We start from the raw sequence: 22,532 nt of genomic DNA on the forward strand, positions 1-22,532 counted from the left end.
TTATGAGTAAAGACAACCTTAAACAGCCTGAATTTTCTCTTTCCCTTCTTCATCCTCGTAACTGGGGAGTCTGGCTTGGTTTTGGTCTGCTGGCCATCGTCGTCAATATTCTGCCTTATCGCCTATTGCTGTCATTAGGTCGCTCTGTCGGTAAGCTGGGCATGCGCTACGGCAAAAGTCGTGTCCATGTAGCAACGCGCAATCTGGAGCTCGCGTTTCCAGACAAAACGCCAGAAGACGTTCAAGCCATCGTGGAAGAGAATTTTAAAAACACCGGCATGGCGTTGATTGAAACGGGAATTACGTGGTTTTGGCCTACCTGGCGTTTTAAAACCCTTATCGTAGAGAAAGATCTCGATGCTCTGAGACAAAAAGATGCCGAAGGCAAAGGGGTGCTACTGTGCTGCGTTCACGCTTTAAACTTAGAGATCACGGCGCGAGCCTTTGCCGTACTTGGCGTTCCCGGTTATGGCGCATTCCGTCCACACGACAATGATGCTTACAACTTTATTCAATACTGGGGGCGTACGCATAACGGCAACAAGTTAATTGACCGTAAAGACGTGAAAAAAATGATCCGCGTACTGCGCAGCGGTGAACGTCTGTTTTACTTACCGGATCATGACTACGGCCGCAATAAATCGGTTTATGTGCCTTTCTTCGCCGTAGAGGATGCGTGTACGACCACAGGAACCAGCATTCTGGCGTACACATCAAAATGTGCCATCATTCCGGGCTCAGGCTTTCGCAATGCACAAGGAAAATACGAGATCATCGCTGATAAGTGCATCGAAGCCGATTACCCACAAAAAGACGAAGTGGCCGCTGCCGCCTACATGAACAAGTACGTTGAAGAAGTGATCCTGCGTGCGCCTGAGCAATGGATGTGGCTGCACAAGCGCTACAAGACCATGGCGGATGAAAACGTACCGAAAGGGATTAGGTATAGGTAACAGAAAGGTTCTAGGATCCTAGGTTCTAGGCCCTAGGGAAAGGATTTGGGATTACGGATTACAGGAAAAGATTAACCCGTTTTCAGTACTCCGTAATCTGTATTCCAAACAGCAAAAACAAATACCGACAAAGGAACACCGAAGCCTCGTGTACCACACCTAGGACCTAGGATCTGTTTTTCCCTAGGACCTTCTCCGTATTCCGTAATCTGTAAGCGAAGCGCTCTGTATTCCAAAACAGCAAACACAAAGCCCACCGTTTATCTCTTGAGTTGCAGCGCGCTAAACCTAGGACCTATGTATACTCCCCTAGGACCTTGTTTTAAATCCCGTATTGCGCACGGTACGCTTTCACTGCATCGAGATGTTCTGTTGCGTTGCCTTTTTCTTCAAGGTAAGTGACCAAATCACCTAAACTGACAATAGAAACAACCGCGCAACCGAAGTCACGTTCCACTTCCTGAATTGCTGACAGCTCACCTTTGCCTTTCTCCTGGCGGTCAATCGCCACCAACACACCCGCAAGATCCGCACCGTTTGCCTTGATGATTTCCATTGATTCACGAATGGCTGTACCTGCAGTGATCACATCATCCACCAGCATGATACGGCCTTCTAGTGCAGAGCCTACCAAGTTACCACCTTCGCCATGGTCTTTGGCTTCTTTACGGTTAAAGCAGTAAGGCGTATCGATATCATGGTGATCCGCCAGAGCAACTGCCGTCGTTGTCGCAATTGGGATGCCTTTGTATGCTGGGCCAAATAACACATCAAACTCGATGCCTGAATCTGCTAGAGCCGCGGCATAAAAGCGGCCAAGACGCGCTAAGTCACGACCTGTATTGAAAAGACCAGCGTTAAAGAAGTAAGGGCTTTTACGGCCTGATTTCAAAGTAAACTCACCAAACTTAAGAACTTCTTTCTCAAGTGCAAACTCAATAAATTCACGCTGGTATGCTTTCATTATTTTCTCTCGATTTTCAGTTTTTATGGATATCAGTATCTAGGTCCTAGGTCCTAGGTCCTAGGTCCTAGGAATACGTAAAAAAATAGCTTCCTTAACGGGAAGCTATTTAAACAATTAATTTTCTAACGCCGCCTTCTGCGCCGCGACGATTTCGGTAATCCCGCCTTTCGCCGATTCTAGCAATGCCATCAGCTGTTCGTGGCTGAACGGTTCACCTTCTGCCGTGCCTTGGATTTCGATCATCTTGCCTTCTTCTGTCATGACAACATTCATGTCAGTATCAGCCGCAGAATCCTCGACATATTCAAGGTCACATAAGACATCATCACCCAGCAATCCAACAGACACAGCCGCTACATGGCCTTTCATCGGGTTAGCTTTTAGCTTGCCGTTATCAACCAGGTGTTGGAACGCATCGGCCATAGCAACGCTTGCACCACTGATTGACGCCGTACGTGTACCACCATCGGCTTGGATAACGTCACAGTCAACCGTGATCATGAACTCACCCATGGCTTTTAAGTCCACCACGGCACGTAAGCTGCGAGCAATAAGACGTTGGATTTCCATCGTGCGGCCGCCCTGCTTACCAATGGCCGCTTCGCGACGGGTACGAGAGTGCGTAGCACGTGGTAGCATGCCATATTCTGCTGTGACCCAGCCTTTGCCTTGGCCTTTTAGCCAGCGAGGAACCGATTCTTCGACGGTCGCATTACACAACACTTTGGTGTTACCGAACTCAACTAGCACAGAGCCTTCAGCATAAGCAGTGTAGTTTCGGGTCATTTTGATTGGGCGAACTTGGTCCGCCTTGCGATCGTTTGGACGCATGGGCATCTACCTTAAATAATGAGGAGAAGACGATTTGGTTGGGCGGGGATTATAACGGAATCAATATCGAATTCATAGGTTACACATTCGCCACACCGTAAACATTTCCCCTCCTCCCCCGCGCACCCACCTCTGCTCCGTGATACACTCTTTAAGTAATTTTCAAAAATTGAAGACAGGAAAATTCGATGATTTACAGTATGACGGCGTATGCACGCAAAGAAGTAAAAGGCGATTGGGGTTCTGCGGTATGGGAAATCCGCAGCGTTAACCAACGTTACCTAGAAACCTACTTTCGCATGCCAGAGCAGTTTCGCGCACTCGAGCCAGTATTGCGTGAGCGTTTTCGTAAGCGTTTAGCCCGCGGTAAAGTGGAATGTAACCTTCGCTTTGAAGCTAACCCAGCCGCAAAAGGTGAACTCAGCATCAATGAGTCACTGGCTAACCAAGTGATTAAAGCGGCAGAACAAGTGATGCATATGACGGGCGAACTGAGCCGCATCAACCCATTCCAAGTCATGCAATGGCCAGGTGTCATGGAAACGCCAGAGCAAGACATGGACACCGTCAATAAAGCATTGCTAGAAGGCTTTGAAGAGGCACTCAGCGACTTTATTGAAGCTCGTGGTCGTGAAGGCGACAACATGAAAGCCCTGATCGAGCAACGTTTAGAGGCGATCACTGCAGAAGTGGTGAAAGTGCGTGCGCGCATGCCTGAGATTTTAGAGTGGCAACGTGAACGTTTGTTCTCCAAATTTGAAGACGCCAAAGTGGAATTAGATCCATCGCGTGTTGAACAAGAGCTTATTCTATTGGCACAAAAGTCTGACGTAGCTGAAGAACTGGACCGTCTTGACTCTCACGTTAAGGAAACCACCAATATTTTGAAAAAAGGTGGCTCAGTAGGTCGTCGTCTCGATTTCATGATGCAAGAGTTCAACCGTGAATCGAACACCCTCGCGTCTAAATCCATCAGCACCGACATCACCGCATCTGGCGTTGAGTTAAAAGTGCTTATTGAGCAAATGCGTGAGCAGATCCAGAATATTGAATAACGTTCAACTTATTGTTTAACGTTCTGCAAAGCCCTTGATTAAAAGGGCTTTGTAGTTTTAATCGTCTACAGATACCCATGAAATTCATCAATAGCCACGAATAAGCGGGAAATAATCAAGTATAGGCAAGCCGTGATATGTCAATGATGTGCAAGTGAGAGCCAATAGGTAGGGTGAGCAAAATCACCGCCATTCGCGCCTATCTTTTATCGTTCTACTAACGACTGTCTTTAGCCCTCAGAATCGGTCTACCCGATACGGTTCCAAATCACACTCAGGCTCCGCTTCGCGCAATAGACTAATAACTAACTCTGCACTAATGGCGGCTTGAGTCAGCCTAAGTGCTGATTCCCAAAGGCAAACAATAACCGTGGATAACTCGGGTGCTGGTCTATCACAGGCAACGAATCCGCCAGAGTCGGCCGATGTCCCATCCATTCACTCACGTTCAGAGCAGAGTTGTTTAACCTTGGTAATAGTTGCTTACTATGATGGCGCAGCACATTAAACCGGCGAGCAAACTCAGGTAAACGCAAACCACCAATTTCAGTGATGCCCACCACCCTTAAACCAGATGCCAAAGGACTCATCACAAATTTACGTTCCGCGGAACCAATAGGATGTTGGAGTGGCGGCGTCTCCATATCGGCAGTCTCTATCGTCAGGTGGTAGCCGCGCTCTGCTTCAAGTGGGACAGATATCCCTGTTTGTTCTAACAGTGGCTTACCCCAAGCGCCTGTGCAAAGCACCACATGTTCGAACCTATTTTTACTCGTCGTGACTACCTCTACTGCGTTCTCTTGCGGAAGAATTTCACTGACTTCGGTTTGTTCAAAACACCCACCACGCGCTTGAAAAACCGCAAACAGTTGTTTCGACAGTAAGTAAGGATCTTTCACTCGACACGCATTGGGGAAAAACAGAGCGTGACTGACAGTATCAGCCAGCTCTGGCTCTTTTTCCCTCAGTTGTGCACCTTGCAGTAGGACACTTTCTATGTTCCATTGAGCAAGGTAAGCAGCATGCGCTTTAGCCTCATCTAACTTATTTTCTGACTCCCATACCAGCAAGTAGCCTGACGGCACGAGGTACTCTTCGGCCCCAATATCCGCCAAACAGCGTTGCCAAGCAGGAATGGCGGCTTGGTTGAGCTGGTAAAGCGCTTGTCGACTAAACTCCACTCGCGAAGAAGAGGCAGAGCGAACAAAACGCGCCAACCAAGGCAGGGCTTTAGGTAAATACGTCCAAGGTAGGGCCAACGGCCCCTTAGGATCCATCCACATCCTTGGTGCGGCAGCCAATATTTTTTTCGTTGCCAGAGGTTCAATCAATTCTGTTGCTAAATAACCAGCATTACCGAACGACGCGCCTTTACCGGGCAAACCTTTGTCAAACAAAGTGACTTGATAGCCATGGCGCTGTGCTTCTAGCGCTGTGCAAAGCCCTACAACTCCAGCTCCCACTACAGCAACTGAGGACTTGTCGTTAAAAGCGATATGTATCGCGGGTTGTGTCATGTTCTACCTACTGACTTAGATGAAAAAGGTATTGGATACGATTTAATGAGAGCTGCTGCTCACTGGTGAGCCGGACTCCGAGCTTGCCGTCGCCTCTTGCTCCACTCGCTTTGAGAACCACCCCGTTTGAGCATATAAAATGCCAATCGCTGGTGATAACCAACAAGCAAACGCTAACGGAGCGTACAACAAAGCACTGTAATCGCCCGGTGCGACAATCAGCCCCAAGGTTCCCATCACAAATGCGCCACCCGCATTCCAAGGGATCAATGGCGAGACTAAAGTTCCCCCTTCTTCAATCGCTCTGGAGAGGTTAAGTCGCTATAGCCCAACTTGTCATATTGCGGCCCAAACATACGCCCAGGTAAGGCAATCGATAGGTATACATCACCTGATACGGCGTTGGTCGCAATAGAAGTCAGAATGGCATTCGTTTGTAACCCTTTAAAGCCTCGTGTCGACTTCATCACGGCATTCACGACCGACTCCAAACACCCAGTCCGCTCCAGTGCACCACCAAATGCCAAGGCGAACATCATCAAAGTGATCACCCAAGTCATTGAGGTGACGCCACCGCGATTGAGCAAGTTATCCAGCGCAGCCGAACCTGTCTCTATCTTGTACCCACTGTGGGCAAAGGTGAGAATATCATTCAGGTTATAGTCATAATTATGAACCGCGACACCTGCCCCGAGAACAAAGCCAATAAACAGGGCTGGGATAGGTGCTATCTTATAAAACGCCAATAGCATCACCACAAAGAGCGGCAGCAAAGGCAGAAAACCGAGCGAAAAGTGACTCTCCAGACCCGATTGAATTGCGGTAATTTGTTGTAGCTGTTGCTGGGCGCCAGAGGTCGCATCTCCCATTACTGCACCACCCAGAATCGAGTACAGCGTCAAAGCGATCAGCATTGCGGGTATGGTTGTCGGCATCATATTGCGAATATGAGCGAATACATTGGTTTCGGTTACGGCAGCAGCAAGGTTCGTGGTATCCGACAGCGGTGAAATCTTATCGCCAAAAAAAGCCCCAGAGACAACAGCACCCGCCGTCCAATACGCAGGAATACCAAACGCAAAACCAATTCCAACTAACGCTAGGCCGACCGTGCCCACGGTTGTCCAACTCGAACCAATGGAAAGAGATACTACAGAGCACAACAGCATGGTCGCTGCTAGAAACCACTCCGGTTCAATCAAGACTAAACCGTAATAAATTAGGGTAGGCACCGTACCACTAGCTATCCAGGTACTTACCAGCATCCCTACCACAATAAGGGTCGCAATAGAGGCATCGCCACGTGTAAGACACGAAATGCGCCGGACTCGATGTCCTGCCAACGTAGCCCCTGATACCAACCGACTAACGCAGTAATAGCAAAACCAATAGCTAACGCGATATGAGGAGTAAAATCGTCATAATAAAAAATCTGTGTCGCTAACAAGCCAATAGTGAGGATAATCGGTACGACTGCCAGGCCTAATGGTGGCGGTGCCGTATAATCTGAGTTCTTTTTAGTCATAGGTCTTTTTCCGAATCACGTTGCGCAGGACCGCACCTAAAAAATGCGGCACGCATGGAAAGCCTGATAGCGGATAACAACACCGCAAGCAGGGCAAAAGAAAAGCCAAGATATGCGTCAGCTTGATTACTATTTACGCAATCTGAACTGACTGATAAGCCAGAATCGCGCCCGCCAGATCTTCACGAGAGTCACCGACCGATTTAAATAAGGTGATCGCTGTTTCTGGCTCGTCGAGGACTGCACGCCCTGCATGTTGGCCACGACACAACCCCGAAAAGTCCGCTAAGATTTTATCTTCGGTAATCGCTCCGTCACGGATAGGCATGATCAACTCGCCCGTTTCAACCAGTGCCGCCGCCTTCACATCCACGAATACATTCGCTCGCTGCAACGCTTCGTTATCGGTCTCACGCATTGTCGGCGTAAAACTCCCCACTAAATCTAAGTGCGCACCCGGCTTAAGCCACTCACCTTTAATGAGTGGTTCGGTTGAAAGCGTGGCACAGCTAATGAGATCGGCTTCGCGCGCAACCGTTTCTAACTGCTCATCGGAGCATGCAATGGCATCAACGCCCTCATCACGCAATTCTGTAGCCAATTGCTCAGCCGCGGCCGAATTAATATCCCATACATGAACCGTTTCAATGGGACGTACACTCATATGGGCTGGTATTAGACGTCGTGCAACGCGCCCTGCCCCAACCATCAACATTTTTCTGGTCGTTTCACGCGAGAGGTAACGAGAAGCCAGTGCCGAAGCCGCCGCAGTTCTGCGCGCAGTGAGCTCATTACCATCGATCTGGGCCAGCATTTGTCCTGTCTGACCACAACTCAGTAAATAATGACTGCTGAGTCCAGGTTGATTACGAGCAGAGTTCCCCGGAAAGACATTCACCTGTTTTACGCCTAAGTACTCTCCTTCAATCCATGCCGGCATTAATAACAAGGTCGCGCTAGGGTCTTGCGGTACGTTCATTGTGTGATGGTGACGAATAGGCGCCGTTACATCACGTGTAAAAATATCTTTTAAAGCGTCGACCAATGGTAGCCAAGGTAGTGCGTCGCAAACCTGTTTCTGGTTGAGTTGCATGTCATTCTTCCTTTATTGTTAATATATTGTTATTTTACCTATTAATAGCGCCATTCATTTGCCCGAAACTCTGTGGTATTTACCCCAGACTCCGAAACTGAAAAACGTTGGAGAAGGAAAAGTTACTTTGGGGAAACTCAGCGCTCAGAGAAACGTAGGAAACTCACTGTGAATCAAACTCAGATAAGAAGAAATGTTATTGCCAGACGACAAGGCCAACACCTGCACAACTATGCTCAGATATTGTTAGGCTGGCGAGGTACAATGGCGTGCGAGTTTGAACTTGAAAGTGGAAATATAGGGCATGGCACTGTGGCGATAGTGCCGGATAATGCTCCTCATTTTTATAATGGTTTAAGTGAAGACAGTGAGTTATTCGTCATCGACTTAGCGCCAGCAGATCCTTACATCCAAGCGCTGGAACAAGCGTGTAATTTGTCATTAAAAGAGTCGGTATTTCAACAGCCTTACTTCCTAGACCTAGGCACAGAAAGTCAGGTATTGCTCGATTTTGCTGCGCAGAAAGTCAGCCAAGGCCAAATGTCACCACAGATAAACTGCCAGCTCGTGTCATTATTTTTAACGCAGCTTGGTCAAATGTCCTCCAGTGCTACGCTACCTGCCCCGCATCGTCGCTTGGAAGCTAGCCATTTAAATACGTATATCGATAAAAACATTTCGACGCCGTTAACCAATGCTCAGCTTGCTCAGGCCATGCACCTAAGCGAAAGTCATTTTTACTGCTTATTCCAAAGGCAGTTTGGGGTGACGCCACAAAAGTACGTTTTGCAGCGACGCATGCAAAAAGCACAATTTTTGCTGCGTAACAGCCATATGCCTATGACAGAACTCGCCGCCGAAGTGGGATTTTCACAGCTGTCGAGCTTTTCTCGTGCGTACAAACGCAGCTTTCAACATTCACCTAGTGACGTACGTCGAACATCGCGCTAAACGTATACCACGGGCTTAAGTAATATCATTGCGAATAACGAATGGCGTTCACAAACCACTCTTTGTCACCTTATGGCGATTTTGACGCAAAACTCATCGTCGACTTCTTTTATTCGTCTTTTTCCAAAGTTCGGTTATCAACGTAGGGCCAATAATGGTGACCAGCGCGAATTAACAACGTGGCAGCGGCGAGTATCAGCGCAGCCAAGGAGAGCCATACGACTGGGACTGCATCTAACTCTTTCATACCTAAAGTGATGTAGCGCGCAATGGCCATCATTGCGATGTACATCGGATAACGTACCGGGATCTTGCCGTTCATGACGAACTGGCGCACCATCGCCAACACTTCGAGATAAATGAACATTAATAAGATGTCGGTAAGCAGGACGCGCTTTTCGACAAACACATGAATGAACTCTTGCACCATGCGTAGAGCGTCGCCAAGGTGATCGCGACCAATAATACCGCTTCGAAGAAGTGGAAGATTTTTAAAAACGGTCGACTGAACGATTTAGGTAATTCTGACGCCATAGCCAATTATCCAAACAAAACCAAATAGATAAGCCTGAGTTTAGCATGTAAGTACAAAAAGCATACTAAAGAAAAACGCTCTGACTACTTGCCAGAGCGGTGCTGGTTGACTGTCGTAGTGGCACGACTTACGCCACTTGCTGCTTTTTTTCAGCCAGACGCTTTTTCTTACGGTATTTAGGGTGCGTGATAGGAATAGCAGAGAGCAGTTTTTTGGTGTATTCATTTTGCGGATTGGCGTAGATGTCTTTCGCGCTGCCCGCTTCTACCACTTTACCAAAGTACATCACCGCAACTTTATCCGAGACATGTTTTACCACCGATAGGTCATGCGAAATGAAAATAATCGCCAGGTTCATTTCCTGTTGCAGCTGCAATAGCAAGTTCAGAATTTGTGCCTGAACGGAAACATCCAACGCGGACACCGACTCATCACAAATCAGTAGTTTTGGCTTAAGCGCGATCGCTCGAGCAATCCCGATACGCTGACGCTGACCGCCAGAGAACTCATGCGGATAGCGATTGACTGCTGTTTCTGGCAGGCCCACTTTGACTAATAACTCTTTGACCCACTGCTTACGCTCGGCTGGAGTGCCAACTTTATGAATCACAAACGGCTCTTCTAAAATCATACCGATAGTATGGCGTTGGTTGAGTGACTCCATCGGATCCTGAAAGACAATCTGCATCTCTTTACGTAATGCGCGCATCTCTTTAACCGAAAGCCTGGTGATGTCTTTACCTTCAAAGAAAATCTTACCTTCCGTGGGTTCGTAAAGCTTGAGGATGGTTCGGCCTAAGGTGCTTTTGCCACAACCCGACTCTCCAACTAGCCCCAGAGTTTCTCCTTCACTCACCGACAAAGAGACACCATCAACGGCTTTGATGGTATAACCTTTTTTAAACAACCCTTTACCAGATACAAAGTGCTGCTTAAGATTTTCAATCCTTAATACTTCTTTTGTCATCACATCCTCTTTTATGACTGATTCATGACTGAACACTTTGTATCCATTAACTGGCAAACATACTGGCATCGATCGGTTTGATGTCGATCATTTGCTTCGGTTCATTATCTAAGCTTGGCATCAATCCCATTAAACGTTCGGTGTATGGGTGTTGAGGGTTATCAAACAACTCAAAGATCTCTGCATTTTCGACAATTCGACCACCGTACATGACAGCAACGTCATCACAGACTTCGGCGACAACGCCAAGATCATGAGTAATGAAGATCATCGCCATGCCGGTTTCTTCTTGCAGCTCGTTCATTAGTTCAAGGATAGACGCCTGCACAGTAACATCCAATGCTGTAGTCGGTTCGTCACAGATCAATATGTCCGGTTTACACGCCAATGCCATAGCGATCATCACGCGCTGTCGCATACCGCCGGATAAATTATGTGGATACTCGTTGAGCCGCTTCTCCGGCATAGGAATTTTTACTTTATCGAGCATTTCAATTGCATAGGATTGGCGATCTTTCTTATCCAGCTCGGGACGGTGAAGTTCCAACACTTCGCAAATCTGACGACCAATACTATGAACTGGGTTTAACGCCGTCATCGGATCCTGGAAGATAATTGAGATACGATTTCCACGCATCGCATACATCTGCTCTGCCGGCAAATTGACTAAGTTTGTGCCACGGTAATTCACTTCGCCGTTAATAATATTTCCGTATGGCTTTGGCAATAACCCCATGATCGACATGGAGGTGACACTCTTACCACTACCGGACTCGCCCACTAAGCCTAGAGTGCGACCAGCACGCACATCAAAGTTGACCCCATGCAGCACCTTGACTGGCCCATCGTCAGTGATGAACTCTACTTCGAGGTCTTTCACACTTAAAATTACATCGTTTTCCATAACACCGCCTTACCACTTATACCTTGCAACTTGTACCTTACAGCTCGTTCCTTACAGCTTGTAGGTATCGTCGATGGTCACCACTGGCTCAAAGGTTTTGCCGGATTTCATCGCTTGTTGGGTTTCTTTTTTCACATCCTTGTCAATCCAGTATGTGCCGTCGCCAATAATGCCCCCGCTAAACAACGCTTCGGTCATTCGTGTCATCGGTTTTTCCGGTAATTTTAGCCAACGCCAGTAACCGTAACGGACATAAGGCACCATATATCCAGAAACGATGACGTAAGCGTTGGTAATATCACGCTGAATCTCGTAACCAAGCTGAACCTTTTTATCCATATCTAAGCTGAAACGATACTCCATGATTTTTTTATCCAGCTCAGGCGTACTGTAGTTGGTAAAGTTATTGGTTTGTGGCTTATTCGCATTTGCTGAATGGAAGTACTCCCAATAAGTTGGGATCTCGGACGTGCTCATGGTCAGGAACGCAAGTTGATGTTTTTTCTCACTGACGTACTTAAACATTGATGAGCCGTCGATCAGTTTCAGCTCAATTTCTAAACCGGCGAGCTTCGCTTGCTCTTTGAGGTAAGCGATACGCGGTGTATGGACAGGCGTTGCATACGTCAGCTCAAAACTCAGACGCTGACCGTCTGCGTTGACACGAATACCATCAGGGCCAATTTGGTCAAACCCGGCCGCTTCAAAAGCGGCCACTGCTTTATCAACATCAAAGGCCGGCGCTTTTGCATCTGGCAAGGTGTATTTACCGTGTCCAAACCCCGTCGGGTTCGGCTTGCGTGTATAGTCACCACGCATAAGATTTTCTATCATGCCATCAAAATCTGTCGCGTAAGTGATGCCTTTGCGGATATTCAGATCGTTTAGCAACGGCTGCGCGGTATTGATCCAAATTCCACCAGCCCCTACAGGGTATTGGTTATAACCCCAAAACTTCTCGATATAGCCTTTCTGATAAGGCCCTGAATTAGACTTGTCATGCCACAAACTTGGCAGCACAAGCCCAAAGGCATCGAGATCGCCCTTTTCAAAGTGCTTCATCGCAATATCGTTATCACGGATCACCGTAATACGAATTTTGTCGACGTTATAACGGTTTTTGTAATACTTGTTGGTATAACCCCACCAATCTTCACCCACGTGCTCAAACGTCACACTTCTGCCTTTCTTGACATCCGCAAGGTGATACGCCCCGGTTGTCGGTTCACTCTTAAAGTTGTAGTAGCGAACGAAATTATCCTGAATACCGTCGCCATTTTCGTCTTTCTTCGGATTGGCGTAGAAGTGTGCTGGACGAGGTCGCAACGAGCCCATACGCAGCAACAACTCTTCTGGATTGAACTCTTTGGCCGCTGAAACCGAAAAGGTATGCGTATCGTACTTCACCACATCGGCAATGGTTTTACTGTAGTAGTCGTTATACCAAGGTTCGAGAATGTCTTTTGAGCGATAAAACTTCAACATAAACACGAAGTCGTCGGCCGTGACTGGCTCGCCATCCGACCATTTAGCCGCTGGATTGAGCTTAAAATAAACCGTTTTATTATCACCCGCGAGTGCCCATTCATTCGCCATTTCAGGAATGAATTCCAAAGTGTCTGGGTGGCGGACGACCAACCCTGGCGTTTCATCTAAAAAGTAAGAACGCAGCCCTGCATTGGCATCCGGACCCACACTACGTAAGGTTTGAGGGAAACTGGACATATAGGTGCGGTAAGTGCCGCCGCGTTTCGCTTCAGGCGATCCATATTGTGGCTCATCCCAGTTTGTTTGCCAGTTTAAATCCGTCGGGAGCGTCGCGGACATTGTCCCAAAACTCACAGCGCCCAACATTGACGCTAAAAATATACGTTTCATAAAACTTCCCTTTTATGTTCTCTTCACACCACTTGTTTAAACATAGCGTGTGAATTTTTTCGGGTCGAATGCAGCTCGAATCGCTTCACCAATGAACGTGACCATCACCAGTACCAAAACAATGGAGGTAACAACCGAAGCAACGATCCATGGAGAGTCTAGGTTAGACTTACCTTGTTGCAACAATTCCCCCCAACTTGGTGTCGGCGGCATTAGGCCTAAGCTAAGTAATCGAGCGCTGTCAGCGCGGTAATATTGGCAGCAATCGTAAACGGAGCAAGGGTCACAATCATCACCATGGTGTTGGGTAGAATGTGGTTAAACAGGATCCGAGCGGTTGATGCGCCCAATGCACGTGCCGCCATCACGTATTCCCGCGCGGCTTCTTTGTACGTCATGGTCCGCATGTACCACGTCATTCCCATCCAAGTAAACAGGACGTTTATCGCAACAAAAAGCGTAAAGGTCGGTTGGACGATAGAAACTAAGATCATGATGACATACAAGAATGGCACCATAGACCACACTTCAATCAATCGCTGAACAAAAAGGTCAAACTTACCGCCCCAATAACCCATCGCGCAGCCCACTGCGGTACCAATCGCGTATGAGATCACCATGGTTAACAGAGCAAACCCCATCGCAGTACGGAAGCCATAAACCAATCGAGCTAATATATCGCGGCCGATAACATCCGTACCCAAGTAGTGTTTATTATCAGCATTAGGAGCGGTCGGCGGAAAATCTCCGCTAAAGTCTTGCTCATACGGGTTCCAAGGCACGATTGGCAGAATAACGAAGTTATCTCCCCCTTCGTCGGCAAAGGTCTTTTGTAGTACACGATAATCAGCTTCACTGGAGGAGGCTTGGCCAAATTCACTACCAAGACGCACATCGCTCACCACCGGGAAATAGAAGTGACCATCGTACTTCACCACCAAGGCTTTACTGTTGATCAATAGCTCAGCGAACAGCGATAAGATCAACATGATCGCTAGGATCACAAACGACCAGTAACCTCGTTTGATTTCTTTAAAGTGGCGAATTTTCTTTTGAGTTAATGGACTGACTTTAATCATATTACGCTCCAAACTTCACACGTGGGTCGACTAAAGCAACACAGATATCGGAAACAATGTTACCGATCAGCAGCAATATCGCGTTGATGGCAACAATACCCATTACCACAGGGTAATCACGCTCCATGATGGATTCGTATCCCAACAGGCCAATACCGTCGATGTTAAAAATTACTTCAATCAAGAAAGCACCTGTCATGAAGAACAATAAGGAGTTTCCGAAATGGCTTGCAATTGGGATCAGACTATTACGCAATGCGTGCTTACGTACTGCCTTTTTAAACGGCAGGCCCTTGGCAATCGCAGTACGTATGTAATCCGACGATAAGTTTTCCATTAGGTTGTTTTTCATCGTCATGGTGAGCGTGGCAAAGTCACCAATCAAATAACAAATCAGCGGTAACACCGCGTGCCACATAATGTCTTTGGCGCGCTCAAAGAAGGTCTCATAGTCATCAAAATCATCACCGACAAAGCCTCCCATTGGGAACCATTCGAGGTGATAACTGAACAAGGTGATAAGAAGGACACCCACCACATAACCCGGCAAGGCATAACCAACGAATATCAGTATTGAAGAGCTGGAGTCGAAGACGGAGCCGTGTTTGAGCGCTTTGTAATAACCGAGTGGGATGGAAATAAAGTAACTGATAAAGAACGTCATCCCCCCATAAAACAGCGATACCGGAAGGCGTTCAGCAATCATATCGGAAACTGGTTCGTAATAACGGGTAGACTCGCCAAGATCTAATGTCACGAGACGACCCAGCCACTCAACGTAAGCTTCCATCACTGGCTTATCGAGCCCATAGAAGGCGTTAAGCTCAGCAATCTGGTCGTCAGAAAGTGCGGTATTCCCTCCTGCTGCGGTCATGGATGCCGCACCGTCTCCCTGCGCTTGCATCTGAGACAGCATGCGTTCAACAGGACCACCAGGCACAAAGCGAGTAATAGCAAAAATGAGAATAGTGATACCGAGAAACGTTGGGATAACCAACGCTAAACGACGTAAAAAGTACGACAGCATATACAACTTGCTCCTTGTCCACTGTCCAATTCAAGCCGGATAGCGAGCCGTGTTCCGACCTAAAAATGGTAAGTATTTTTAGCATAGTAGTTGAGGGGAAGTAGTAATACTCCGCCCAATGATGTTGGCTTACACTCCCTGCATTCCAACAACTTATGGTTAATCATTTCGACGTCATATGTATCTTGAATCCACATTGTCTTCAAGTGTTTAAAAACAAAACATGACGAACTTCTTGTAGCGTCAAAAAAGCGAAATATTTTTGAAAAAAATGATAAAAAACCACAAAAACAACCCACGCAGAATTTCAATCTAAGCAAATTAGAGTGATTAATCAGTATAAAAACTTACCTTGATGGAATAAAAACGCATATCACCCAAAGTGACTATTGACCTTAAAAACATGGTGAACCCCTTGCTGTATTTAGGTATCACTTTTTGATACCACATTAATTGTACGGATTAATAGGCACAATGAACTACATAGATAACCAATCAGAACAATTCACTGCATATTTACACATATTCAAACTTTATTACCCACATAAAAACCACATGCAACATAAGTCATTAAATTCTAAATAAAACATAAAACACACGTTTATTTTGGATTTTAATATTCATTTATTAACTTAATTGTATATAAAAAACTAAAAATGCCTAAATATATAGTTTTTTACATCTTTATTACATTTAGCCATATTGCGTTACTACTGGTTTGACTTCTTTTTTTCATCTCGGTTATACATTTGCGAAACGCTAATGAAACATAGGCGTTACATTTGGTCGCAGTGTGGACCAGCATAGGGAAATATGAAAAATTGGAGCAACAAGGATGTATAAAAACACAACAGCTTTATCAGTTGCTATCAGTCTTGCTTTGGGTACCGCGGCAGCCGTAGCCCCTCTAACAGCACAGGCAGAAGAGCAACAAGTTGAAAAACTTCAAAAGATGAAAGTAACGGGTTCGCGTTTAACTCGTGCATCGATGGAGGGGAGCACACCCGTTGCCGTCATCGGCCGAGCAGAAATTGAGCGTGCCGGTGATATTTCGATCGCAGACGTTTTACGTAAATCCTCTTTCAACTCATTTGGTTCATACAGTGAGACCTCTGGTAGCTCGTGGCAGAGTCAAGCGACTATCGGCCTTCGCGGTCTTGGTGGCGAACGTACTTTGGTGTTGGTTAACGGCAAACGTTTACCAGGCTCTGCAACCATGGGCGGTGGTGCAGCAAACATCAATGCTATCCCATCAGCCATTGTAGAACGTGTAGAAGTAATGGCCGACGGCGGCTCAGCAGTTTATGCTCTGACGCCGTTGCAGGTGTCGTCAACATCATTCTTAAAGAAGAGTTTGATGGTATTAACGTCACCGTGGGTTCGGGTATCCCAAGCCAAGAGGGCGGAGATGAAGAAAACGTAGCTCTGGTGATGGGAACAAGCGGTGAAAAGGGTAACATCATGTTCTCGTTTGAACATGATAGCAAAGATGAAATTTATCAACGAAGCCGAGACTATCTAAGTTCAACCAACACTGATTCAGCCGACTACTTCGACATGTCCGGTGTGAGTATTTACGGTCGTAACGTCTATCATAATGGTGAGTTAAAAGCGCTCAAGGGATACGACACGGATGCATCGTGTGACCCATCAAGAGGTTTTGTTGGGTTAACAACGTACCCTGGTTTGGGAGATATCTGTGGCTACGATTACACATCAGAAGCCGCACAAACAGCATCTATCGAACGTAATACAGTTTTTATAAACGGTAATATTTTCTTAAACAACGATACGACTTTTAACTCGCAATTACTTTTAAACCGGAATAAAAGCTTCAGCCGATTTGCGCCAGCTGCAGGTATATTTTCGATTGACCCGAACACCGACGGTGGTGCAGATTTCTTTGCAGGCAATGGCTTAGACCCAGCAGAGGTCCTGCATCGATATACTACCGTTTCAATAACGTGGGGACACGTGATAACAGCGTTACCGACTTCCAAGCAGATTTCAAAGCTGGCCTAGACGGCACGCTTTATACTGACAGCTTTGGCGATGTAATTTGGGAAACTGGCTACCATCTAAACTACTCCAACAGCAACGAAATTGGCTCAGGTTACGTATTTGGTTCAGTCGCATCATCGCTTGCGGAATCGGGTAACTTCGTAAACGGTGAATTCAGCGACGACGCGACAGCACAGCTATCTGCACCAACTGGCCGTGAAACAGAAATGGAAATGCACCAAATCTATGGCGGTCTTCAATTTGATCTTGCAGAAATTGGTGACATTACCATTCCACTGTATGTTGGTGGTGAGTTCACCTCATACAATTACTTCGACAAGTATGACTCACAAAGTGAAGCAGGCAATATCATTGGTAGTGCGGGTAACTCTGCAGGCGGTGATCGCGAAACTTACGCGTTATACGCAGAATCTTTGATCGCGTTTACCGATGAGCTAGAAATGAATCTTGCCGCTCGTTACGACCACTACAGCGATTTTGGCGAAGAAATATCACCGAAAGTCTCTTTCCGTTACCAACCTCTTGATAACCTGATGTTCCGTGCTGGTGCAGGCCTTGGCTTCCGTGCCCCTACACTATCAGACCTTTATTCTGCGGATAGCTTCTCATCTGACTACGCGAAAGATTACGCCTTCTGTACGGCGAATGGCATAGCCTTTGCTGACTGTCCGGAATCACAATATGATGTAACTCGTACCTCGAATGAAGATCTTGATGCAGAAAAATCCGTATCATTTAACTTCGGTGCAAGTTACTCACCAATTGAAGACCTAGATATAACCGTCGACTACTACAACATCAGCATCGAAGACGTGATTACATTTGTATCGCTTCAAGACATGATCGACCAAGAGCGTAATACGGGCGTTTCGAATCCAAAAATCATACGTGATGGCAGCGGTCGTATTATTGAAGCAACTGCTGGTCTTGAAAACCTAGGTACACTGGATACTTCTGGCCTCGACTTGAAGTTGGGTTACCGCTACGACTTCGACTACGCAACGGTTCGTTACGACTTTATGGGTACCTATGTACTGGACTACAGCGCCCCTGAATACGTGAATGGGCCAGTAAACAACCAAGTTGGCCGCAATGGTCTGCCTGAATACCGCTTTAACACAGGTGTTGGTGTTGGTTTCCTTGAAGGTCATGACATCTACCTATCGGCAGATCACATTGCAGGTCAGGCGCAAGATGTTGACGACAACTACAAGAAAATTGGCAGTATCCCAAGCCACACCACTTACAACGTCGCATATAACTACCTAGCACCATGGGACGGTAAGTTCACCGCTGGCGTACGTAACCTAACGGATGAAGATCCGGCATTTGAATCTGACGGTGTGACTTACAATTCTGACCTATACAGCATTCAAGGCCGTGTTTACTTCCTGAAGTACTCACAAGACTTTTAATTAACCCCTTTGGCGCAGGAGTCTTTCCTGCGCCCTATTCGACTGACTAACTTTACACACTAACAAGGATGCTACTATGACGTTAAAGGAATTTGGCGTAAGTGCAGTGACTGCCGCGATTCTCACGGTAAGTGGTACAGCAATGGCTGCTGACTCAGGGACCGTCGTCGCTAACCAAGCACAAACCACTAAGTCTTCTCAGGCTTCACAACAAAAAATCGACAACTATGCGGAAAGTACAGAGAGCATGTTGGCAGAATACAAAGGTTTGCTTCGTCAAATCGACAGTATGAAAATCTACAACGAGCAAATTAACCGCATGGTTCAATCGCAACAAGGTGAATTGGACTCGTTAAACAGTCAGATTGCACAGATCGATCAGACCGCCACCGAAGTGGTGCCGCTGACATTAAAAATGATCGACGCTCTGGATGAGTTCGTCACCCTAGACCTCCCTTTCCAAAAAGAAGAACGCACCGCACGCGTGAATGAGCTGCATCGCTTAATGGATCGCGCTGATGTCACCACCTCAGAAAAATTCCGTAAAGTGATGGAAGCCTACCAAATCGAAGAAGGCTTCTCTCGCTCCATCGAGTCGTATAAAGCCAGCTTAGACCGCAACGGCGAAGTGGTGACCTACGACTTCTTACGCATTGGTCGTACAGCCCTTCTATTCCAATCTCCTGATGGCGGTGAAACAGGCATGTGGAACCAACAAACTCGTCAGTGGGAAACACTACCGGAAAGCTACCGCATAGCGGTACAGCAAGGCCTTCGTATCGCGAAGAAACAAGCGCCACCTGCGCTGATCAAACTGCCTGTATTTGCTGGGGAGGAATAAGAGATGAAAGGATTCAAAACGCTAGCCGCTGGCCTATTAGCGGGCTTATTTATGGTGTCGGGCGTTCATGCCAACACGCCACAAACGCTGTCTGAACTGCTGAAAAATGTAAAGTCAGAGAGTATTGTTGAATCAAAAGAAAACAAAGAGCGTGAAGCGATTTTCAAACGCGATCGCGACCAACAAGCCGCTCTATTGCAACAAGCGCGTGATGAACTGGCATCGCAGCAAGCTCTCGGAGATCAATTGAAAGCCACGTTCGATGAGAACGATAAACAGCTTACCGATCTCACTGAAACGCTACGCGTTCGCTCTGGAACATTGGGTGAAATGTTTGGTGTGGTTCGCCAGTACGCGGGCGAGTTTAAAGGTCTGTTTGCTGCTTCACAGAATGCGGTTCAGTTCCCAGAGCGTGATGCACTGCTAACGAAACTGGCAGAAAGCAAAGAACTGCCATCCACTCAAGAGTTAGAAGCCTTCTGGCACACCATTCTTCAACAAATCGTTGTCTCAGGTGAAACCGCAACAACCCACGCCACGGTGGTTTACGGCGAGGGGAAAGAAGCCGTTCGCGATGTAACACTTATCGGTGAGTTTAATGCGATTGCTGATGGTAAATACGTCACTTACGTTCCGCAAACGAGCAAGTTTGAAGAACTGTCTCGCCAGCCACGCAACAACATCACCAAATTAATTGCGGGGTTTGAATCCGCGAAAGGCACTTACGAGCCCCTGTTTATTGACCCTTCTCGTGGTGTGATTCTGTCTCTACTGGTACAAAGCCCAACCGTACAAGAACGTATTGATCAAGGCGGCATTGTCGGTTATGTCATTCTTGCTATGGGTGCAGTGGGTGCTATCATCGCACTGATCTGTTACCTACGCCTGCAAATTATTGGCGGCAAGATGCGTAAACAAGCAAAATCAGACACGGTTATTCCTGGTAATCCACTAGGTGAAGTCATTGAAGCTTACCAAGGACACAAAGGTGATAACCTGGAAGATCTCGAAGCCAAACTGGACGAAATCATCCTGCGCAATGCACCTAAAATCGAACGCTTTGTCAGCTCAATCAAATTGTTTGCTTCCGTCGCACCGCTACTCGGCCTACTTGGTACGGTTATGGGGATGATCGGCACCTTCCAAGCCATCACTTTATTTGGTACTGGCGATCCAAAACTCATGGCAGGTGGTATTTCAGAAGCGCTGGTGACCACCATGCTAGGTCTGGTCGTCGCTATTCCTCTACTGTTCCTCTACACCATTGTTCACAGTAAGGGTCGTCGTTTGGTTCAATCTCTTGAAGAACAGAGTGCAGGCTTCATCGCTCGCTATCAGGAAAAACTGCATAAAGCCGAAAGCTAAGGAGGCGTTATGTGGTGGTTAGTTGGAGAACTTGAATCGATTAGGCGCTTCTTGGGAATGGGTGGCGATGTACTTGTCGCCATCTTTATCCTCAGCTTTATGTTGTGGGCCGTATTGCTAGAACGCTGGTTCTACTTTGTCGCCGTTGCTCCTAGGGCGATGAAAAAAGCCGTCAGCGGATGGAGTGAACGCCCAGAACATCAGAGCTGGAACGCAAAGATGATCCGACAAGAAATCGTTTCTCGTCAGGATATTGAGAATAAAAAGGGACTGCCCATCGTCAAGGTACTGATTGCGCTTTGTCCCCTACTCGGTCTGCTCGGCACCGTTGTCGGCATGATCCAAGTATTCGACATCTTAGCGGTAACAGGAACAGGAAGCCCTCGAGCAATGGCCTCGGGGATCTCAAAGGCAACAATCCCAACGTTAGCTGATGGTGGCTTCACTATCAGGGCTGTTCTTTAGTTCACGTCTTGATCATTTAGCCAAAGTCACAACGCAAAAGCTGGAAGATAAGCTTAAGCACATTGCCTGAGTAAAAGGAATTAGAGGTATAGGTCATGAAGAGACGCTATAGCAGTGATAGCAGTGATGAAACCGCTATCGATATGACACCGATGCTCGACATCGTATTTATCATGTTGATCTTCTTTATTGTCACGACGTCGTTCGTTAAAGAAGCAGGATTAGAAGTTAATCGCCCAACGGCTAGCTCCGCGCAAACCGTGAAAAAAGGCAATATTATGGTTGCCGTGGGTGCCGCTGGCGATGTTTGGGTCGATAAGCGCCGTATAGAAGTGGATGCGGTTCGCGCTAACATCGAACGTCTTCGCGCAGAAAGCCCTGATGGTGCTGTGGTGATTCAAGCCGATACAGAAGCCAAATCAGGTATTGTCGTGAAGGTAATGGACCAGATTAAGATGGCAGGTGTCGACAACATCTCCATTGCCGCAACAAGTAAGGATTAAGCCTATGCGGTATCTGGCCTCAATTGCACTGGCGCTCATTGTCTCCCTCGGACTGTTCTGGGGCATGGACAAGCTAGTAAATAAAGAGCGCCACGAGCTAGTGTCGAATGATGATCAACGTATGGTCGAGTTCATTCGCATTAAACCAGAAGAAAAGATACAGGAGAAAAAACGCGAACTCCCGAAACCACCACCACCGAAGCGTCCGCCGCCGCCACCAGAGATGAAGGTGACTGCGACCGTAAAACCGGTGATGGATCAAGTACCAATGGACATGCCTAAACTCGATCTGCCGTCAACGTGACCGGCGGCTCAGTACTCGGGCACTACACCCAAGGTGGCGGTGCGCAAATGGCCAGTAGCGGAGGTCCGGTTCCTTTAGCAACCTTCCAACCGCAAATGCCACGTAAGGCTGCACGTTCAGGACTGGAAAAAGGGATTGTACTGATAGAGTTTACGGTGACAGTGCGCGGCAGCGTTCAAGATGTAAGGATCTTAAAAGAGTCGCCACGTAAACTTGGTCTTGGTAGAGAAGCGAAGAAAACCGTCTCCAAATGGACTTTCAAACCTAAGATGGTCGATGGTAAAGCGGTCAGTTCTCGCCTTTCTCAAGAAATCGAGTTCTCTACTAACTAGGAG

At 47.1% G+C, this 22,532-nt stretch carries 16 protein-coding genes and 6 pseudogenes; 9 read left to right on the top strand and 13 right to left on the bottom strand.

Translation table 11 applies throughout. The features are described 5' to 3' along the window. Window positions 1-2 precede the first annotated feature (2 nt). The gene (locus tag SU60_RS15040; RefSeq protein WP_041156233.1) at window positions 3-953 is read left to right on the top strand and encodes a Kdo(2)-lipid IV(A) acyltransferase; all 951 of its coding nucleotides are present in this window, start codon (window positions 3-5) and stop codon (window positions 951-953) included. A 71-nt stretch (window positions 954-1,024) separates the two neighbouring features. Here the strand turns inward: SU60_RS15040 and SU60_RS22010 are convergent, their stop codons facing one another. The 3 genes from SU60_RS22010 to rph form a co-directional block, all read right to left on the bottom strand. After that, entirely contained in the window at window positions 1,025-1,201 is a 177-nt protein-coding gene (locus tag SU60_RS22010) for a hypothetical protein (RefSeq protein ID WP_164833049.1), read from the bottom strand. Between the two features lie 74 nt (window positions 1,202-1,275). After that, window positions 1,276-1,917, bottom strand: a complete 642-nt coding sequence (gene pyrE / locus SU60_RS15045) for an orotate phosphoribosyltransferase (RefSeq protein ID WP_041156234.1) — start codon at window positions 1,915-1,917, stop codon at window positions 1,276-1,278. A 117-nt stretch (window positions 1,918-2,034) separates the two neighbouring features. Next, a complete protein-coding gene (gene rph / locus SU60_RS15050; protein WP_041156235.1) occupies window positions 2,035-2,751 on the bottom strand; it encodes a ribonuclease PH in 717 nt (238 codons plus the stop codon). Between the two features lie 188 nt (window positions 2,752-2,939). On the opposite strand from rph, the gene SU60_RS15055 reads away from it, so the two are divergent. Then, complete coding sequence (locus SU60_RS15055; RefSeq protein ID WP_041156236.1) at window positions 2,940-3,806, top strand: YicC/YloC family endoribonuclease; 867 nt, start codon at window positions 2,940-2,942, stop codon at window positions 3,804-3,806. A gap of 332 nt (window positions 3,807-4,138) precedes the next feature. Here the strand turns inward: SU60_RS15055 and SU60_RS15060 are convergent, their stop codons facing one another. The 4 genes and pseudogenes from SU60_RS15060 to lhpI all read right to left on the bottom strand — a co-directional run bounded on the left by SU60_RS15060 (window position 4,139) and on the right by lhpI (window position 7,941). Beyond that, complete coding sequence (locus SU60_RS15060; RefSeq protein ID WP_245228416.1) at window positions 4,139-5,323, bottom strand: NAD(P)/FAD-dependent oxidoreductase; 1,185 nt, start codon at window positions 5,321-5,323, stop codon at window positions 4,139-4,141. Between the two features lie 42 nt (window positions 5,324-5,365). Further along, window positions 5,366-6,588 (bottom strand): annotated as a pseudogene (locus SU60_RS15065) (Na+/H+ antiporter NhaC family protein). 2 nt (window positions 6,589-6,590) lie between these two features. Further along, window positions 6,591-6,848, bottom strand: coding sequence for a hypothetical protein (locus SU60_RS22425; protein ID WP_245228417.1), 258 nt, complete (start codon window positions 6,846-6,848; stop codon window positions 6,591-6,593). Window positions 6,849-6,981: 133 nt separating this feature from the next. After that, window positions 6,982-7,941 carry a bifunctional Delta(1)-pyrroline-2-carboxylate/Delta(1)-piperideine-2-carboxylate reductase gene (gene lhpI, locus SU60_RS15070; RefSeq protein WP_041156237.1) on the bottom strand — a complete coding sequence of 320 codons (960 nt, stop codon included), beginning with the start codon at window positions 7,939-7,941 and terminating at the stop codon, window positions 6,982-6,984. 168 nt (window positions 7,942-8,109) lie between these two features. Between lhpI and SU60_RS15075 the strand changes: the two genes are divergently transcribed. Continuing rightward, window positions 8,110-8,892, top strand: coding sequence for an AraC family transcriptional regulator (locus SU60_RS15075; RefSeq protein WP_041156238.1), 783 nt, complete (start codon window positions 8,110-8,112; stop codon window positions 8,890-8,892). Between the two features lie 109 nt (window positions 8,893-9,001). Here SU60_RS15075 and SU60_RS15080 read toward each other — a convergent pair. The 6 genes and pseudogenes from SU60_RS15080 to SU60_RS15105 form a co-directional block, all read right to left on the bottom strand. Continuing rightward, window positions 9,002-9,426, bottom strand: a pseudogene (locus SU60_RS15080) (phosphate-starvation-inducible protein PsiE). Window positions 9,427-9,554: 128 nt separating this feature from the next. Further along, window positions 9,555-10,394, bottom strand: a complete 840-nt coding sequence (locus tag SU60_RS15085; RefSeq protein WP_084735882.1) for an ABC transporter ATP-binding protein — start codon at window positions 10,392-10,394, stop codon at window positions 9,555-9,557. Window positions 10,395-10,440: 46 nt separating this feature from the next. Further along, on the bottom strand, window positions 10,441-11,298 hold the full coding sequence (locus SU60_RS15090; protein ID WP_084735886.1) for an ABC transporter ATP-binding protein: 858 nt from the start codon (window positions 11,296-11,298) through the stop codon (window positions 10,441-10,443). Between the two features lie 51 nt (window positions 11,299-11,349). After that, entirely contained in the window at window positions 11,350-13,176 is a 1,827-nt protein-coding gene (locus SU60_RS15095; RefSeq protein ID WP_041156239.1) for an extracellular solute-binding protein, read from the bottom strand. A 36-nt stretch (window positions 13,177-13,212) separates the two neighbouring features. Next, window positions 13,213-14,255: pseudogene (locus SU60_RS15100) on the bottom strand (ABC transporter permease). Between the two features lies 1 nt (window position 14,256). Continuing rightward, window positions 14,257-15,282 carry an ABC transporter permease subunit gene (locus SU60_RS15105; protein ID WP_041156240.1) on the bottom strand — a complete coding sequence of 342 codons (1,026 nt, stop codon included), beginning with the start codon at window positions 15,280-15,282 and terminating at the stop codon, window positions 14,257-14,259. Window positions 15,283-16,117: 835 nt separating this feature from the next. Here SU60_RS15105 and SU60_RS22790 point away from each other — a divergent pair. The 6 genes and pseudogenes from SU60_RS22790 (at window position 16,118) to SU60_RS15135 (ending at window position 22,529) form a co-directional block, all read left to right on the top strand. Beyond that, window positions 16,118-18,719 (top strand): annotated as a pseudogene (locus SU60_RS22790) (TonB-dependent receptor plug domain-containing protein). Between the two features lie 76 nt (window positions 18,720-18,795). Then, window positions 18,796-19,560, top strand: a complete 765-nt coding sequence (locus SU60_RS15115; RefSeq protein WP_041156241.1) for a DUF3450 domain-containing protein — start codon at window positions 18,796-18,798, stop codon at window positions 19,558-19,560. Between the two features lie 3 nt (window positions 19,561-19,563). Continuing rightward, window positions 19,564-20,925, top strand: coding sequence for a MotA/TolQ/ExbB proton channel family protein (locus SU60_RS15120; RefSeq protein ID WP_041156242.1), 1,362 nt, complete (start codon window positions 19,564-19,566; stop codon window positions 20,923-20,925). Window positions 20,926-20,934: 9 nt separating this feature from the next. Continuing rightward, window positions 20,935-21,460 (top strand): annotated as a pseudogene (locus SU60_RS15125) (MotA/TolQ/ExbB proton channel family protein). 25 nt (window positions 21,461-21,485) lie between these two features. Further along, the gene (locus tag SU60_RS15130) at window positions 21,486-21,893 is read left to right on the top strand and encodes an ExbD/TolR family protein (protein WP_041156243.1); all 408 of its coding nucleotides are present in this window, start codon (window positions 21,486-21,488) and stop codon (window positions 21,891-21,893) included. Between the two features lie 4 nt (window positions 21,894-21,897). Then, window positions 21,898-22,529 (top strand): annotated as a pseudogene (locus tag SU60_RS15135) (energy transducer TonB). Window positions 22,530-22,532 lie beyond the last annotated feature (3 nt).

It is taken from the genome of Vibrio mytili, assembly GCF_000830505.1.
GTDB lineage: Bacteria > Pseudomonadota > Gammaproteobacteria > Enterobacterales > Vibrionaceae > Vibrio > Vibrio mytili.

Bases quoted from the DNA above. Each gene is read 5' to 3' on its own strand.
- SU60_RS15055 (WP_041156236.1), top strand. From the start codon at position 2,940: ATGATTTACAGTATGACGGCGTATGCACGCAAAGAAGTAAAAGGCGAT.
- SU60_RS15130 (WP_041156243.1), top strand. From the start codon at position 21,486: ATGAAGAGACGCTATAGCAGTGATAGCAGTGATGAAACCGCTATCGAT.
- SU60_RS15095 (WP_041156239.1), bottom strand. From the start codon at position 13,176: ATGAAACGTATATTTTTAGCGTCAATGTTGGGCGCTGTGAGTTTTGGG.
- SU60_RS15085 (WP_084735882.1), bottom strand. From the start codon at position 10,394: ATGACAAAAGAAGTATTAAGGATTGAAAATCTTAAGCAGCACTTTGTA.
- SU60_RS22425 (WP_245228417.1), bottom strand. From the start codon at position 6,848: ATGACTAAAAAGAACTCAGATTATACGGCACCGCCACCATTAGGCCTG.
- SU60_RS15120 (WP_041156242.1), top strand. From the start codon at position 19,564: ATGAAAGGATTCAAAACGCTAGCCGCTGGCCTATTAGCGGGCTTATTT.
- SU60_RS15090 (WP_084735886.1), bottom strand. From the start codon at position 11,298: ATGGAAAACGATGTAATTTTAAGTGTGAAAGACCTCGAAGTAGAGTTC.
- pyrE (WP_041156234.1), bottom strand. From the start codon at position 1,917: ATGAAAGCATACCAGCGTGAATTTATTGAGTTTGCACTTGAGAAAGAA.
- SU60_RS15040 (WP_041156233.1), top strand. From the start codon at position 3: ATGAGTAAAGACAACCTTAAACAGCCTGAATTTTCTCTTTCCCTTCTT.
- SU60_RS15105 (WP_041156240.1), bottom strand. From the start codon at position 15,282: ATGCTGTCGTACTTTTTACGTCGTTTAGCGTTGGTTATCCCAACGTTT.
- rph (WP_041156235.1), bottom strand. From the start codon at position 2,751: ATGCGTCCAAACGATCGCAAGGCGGACCAAGTTCGCCCAATCAAAATG.
- lhpI (WP_041156237.1), bottom strand. From the start codon at position 7,941: ATGCAACTCAACCAGAAACAGGTTTGCGACGCACTACCTTGGCTACCA.
- SU60_RS15115 (WP_041156241.1), top strand. From the start codon at position 18,796: ATGACGTTAAAGGAATTTGGCGTAAGTGCAGTGACTGCCGCGATTCTC.
- SU60_RS15060 (WP_245228416.1), bottom strand. From the start codon at position 5,323: ATGACACAACCCGCGATACATATCGCTTTTAACGACAAGTCCTCAGTT.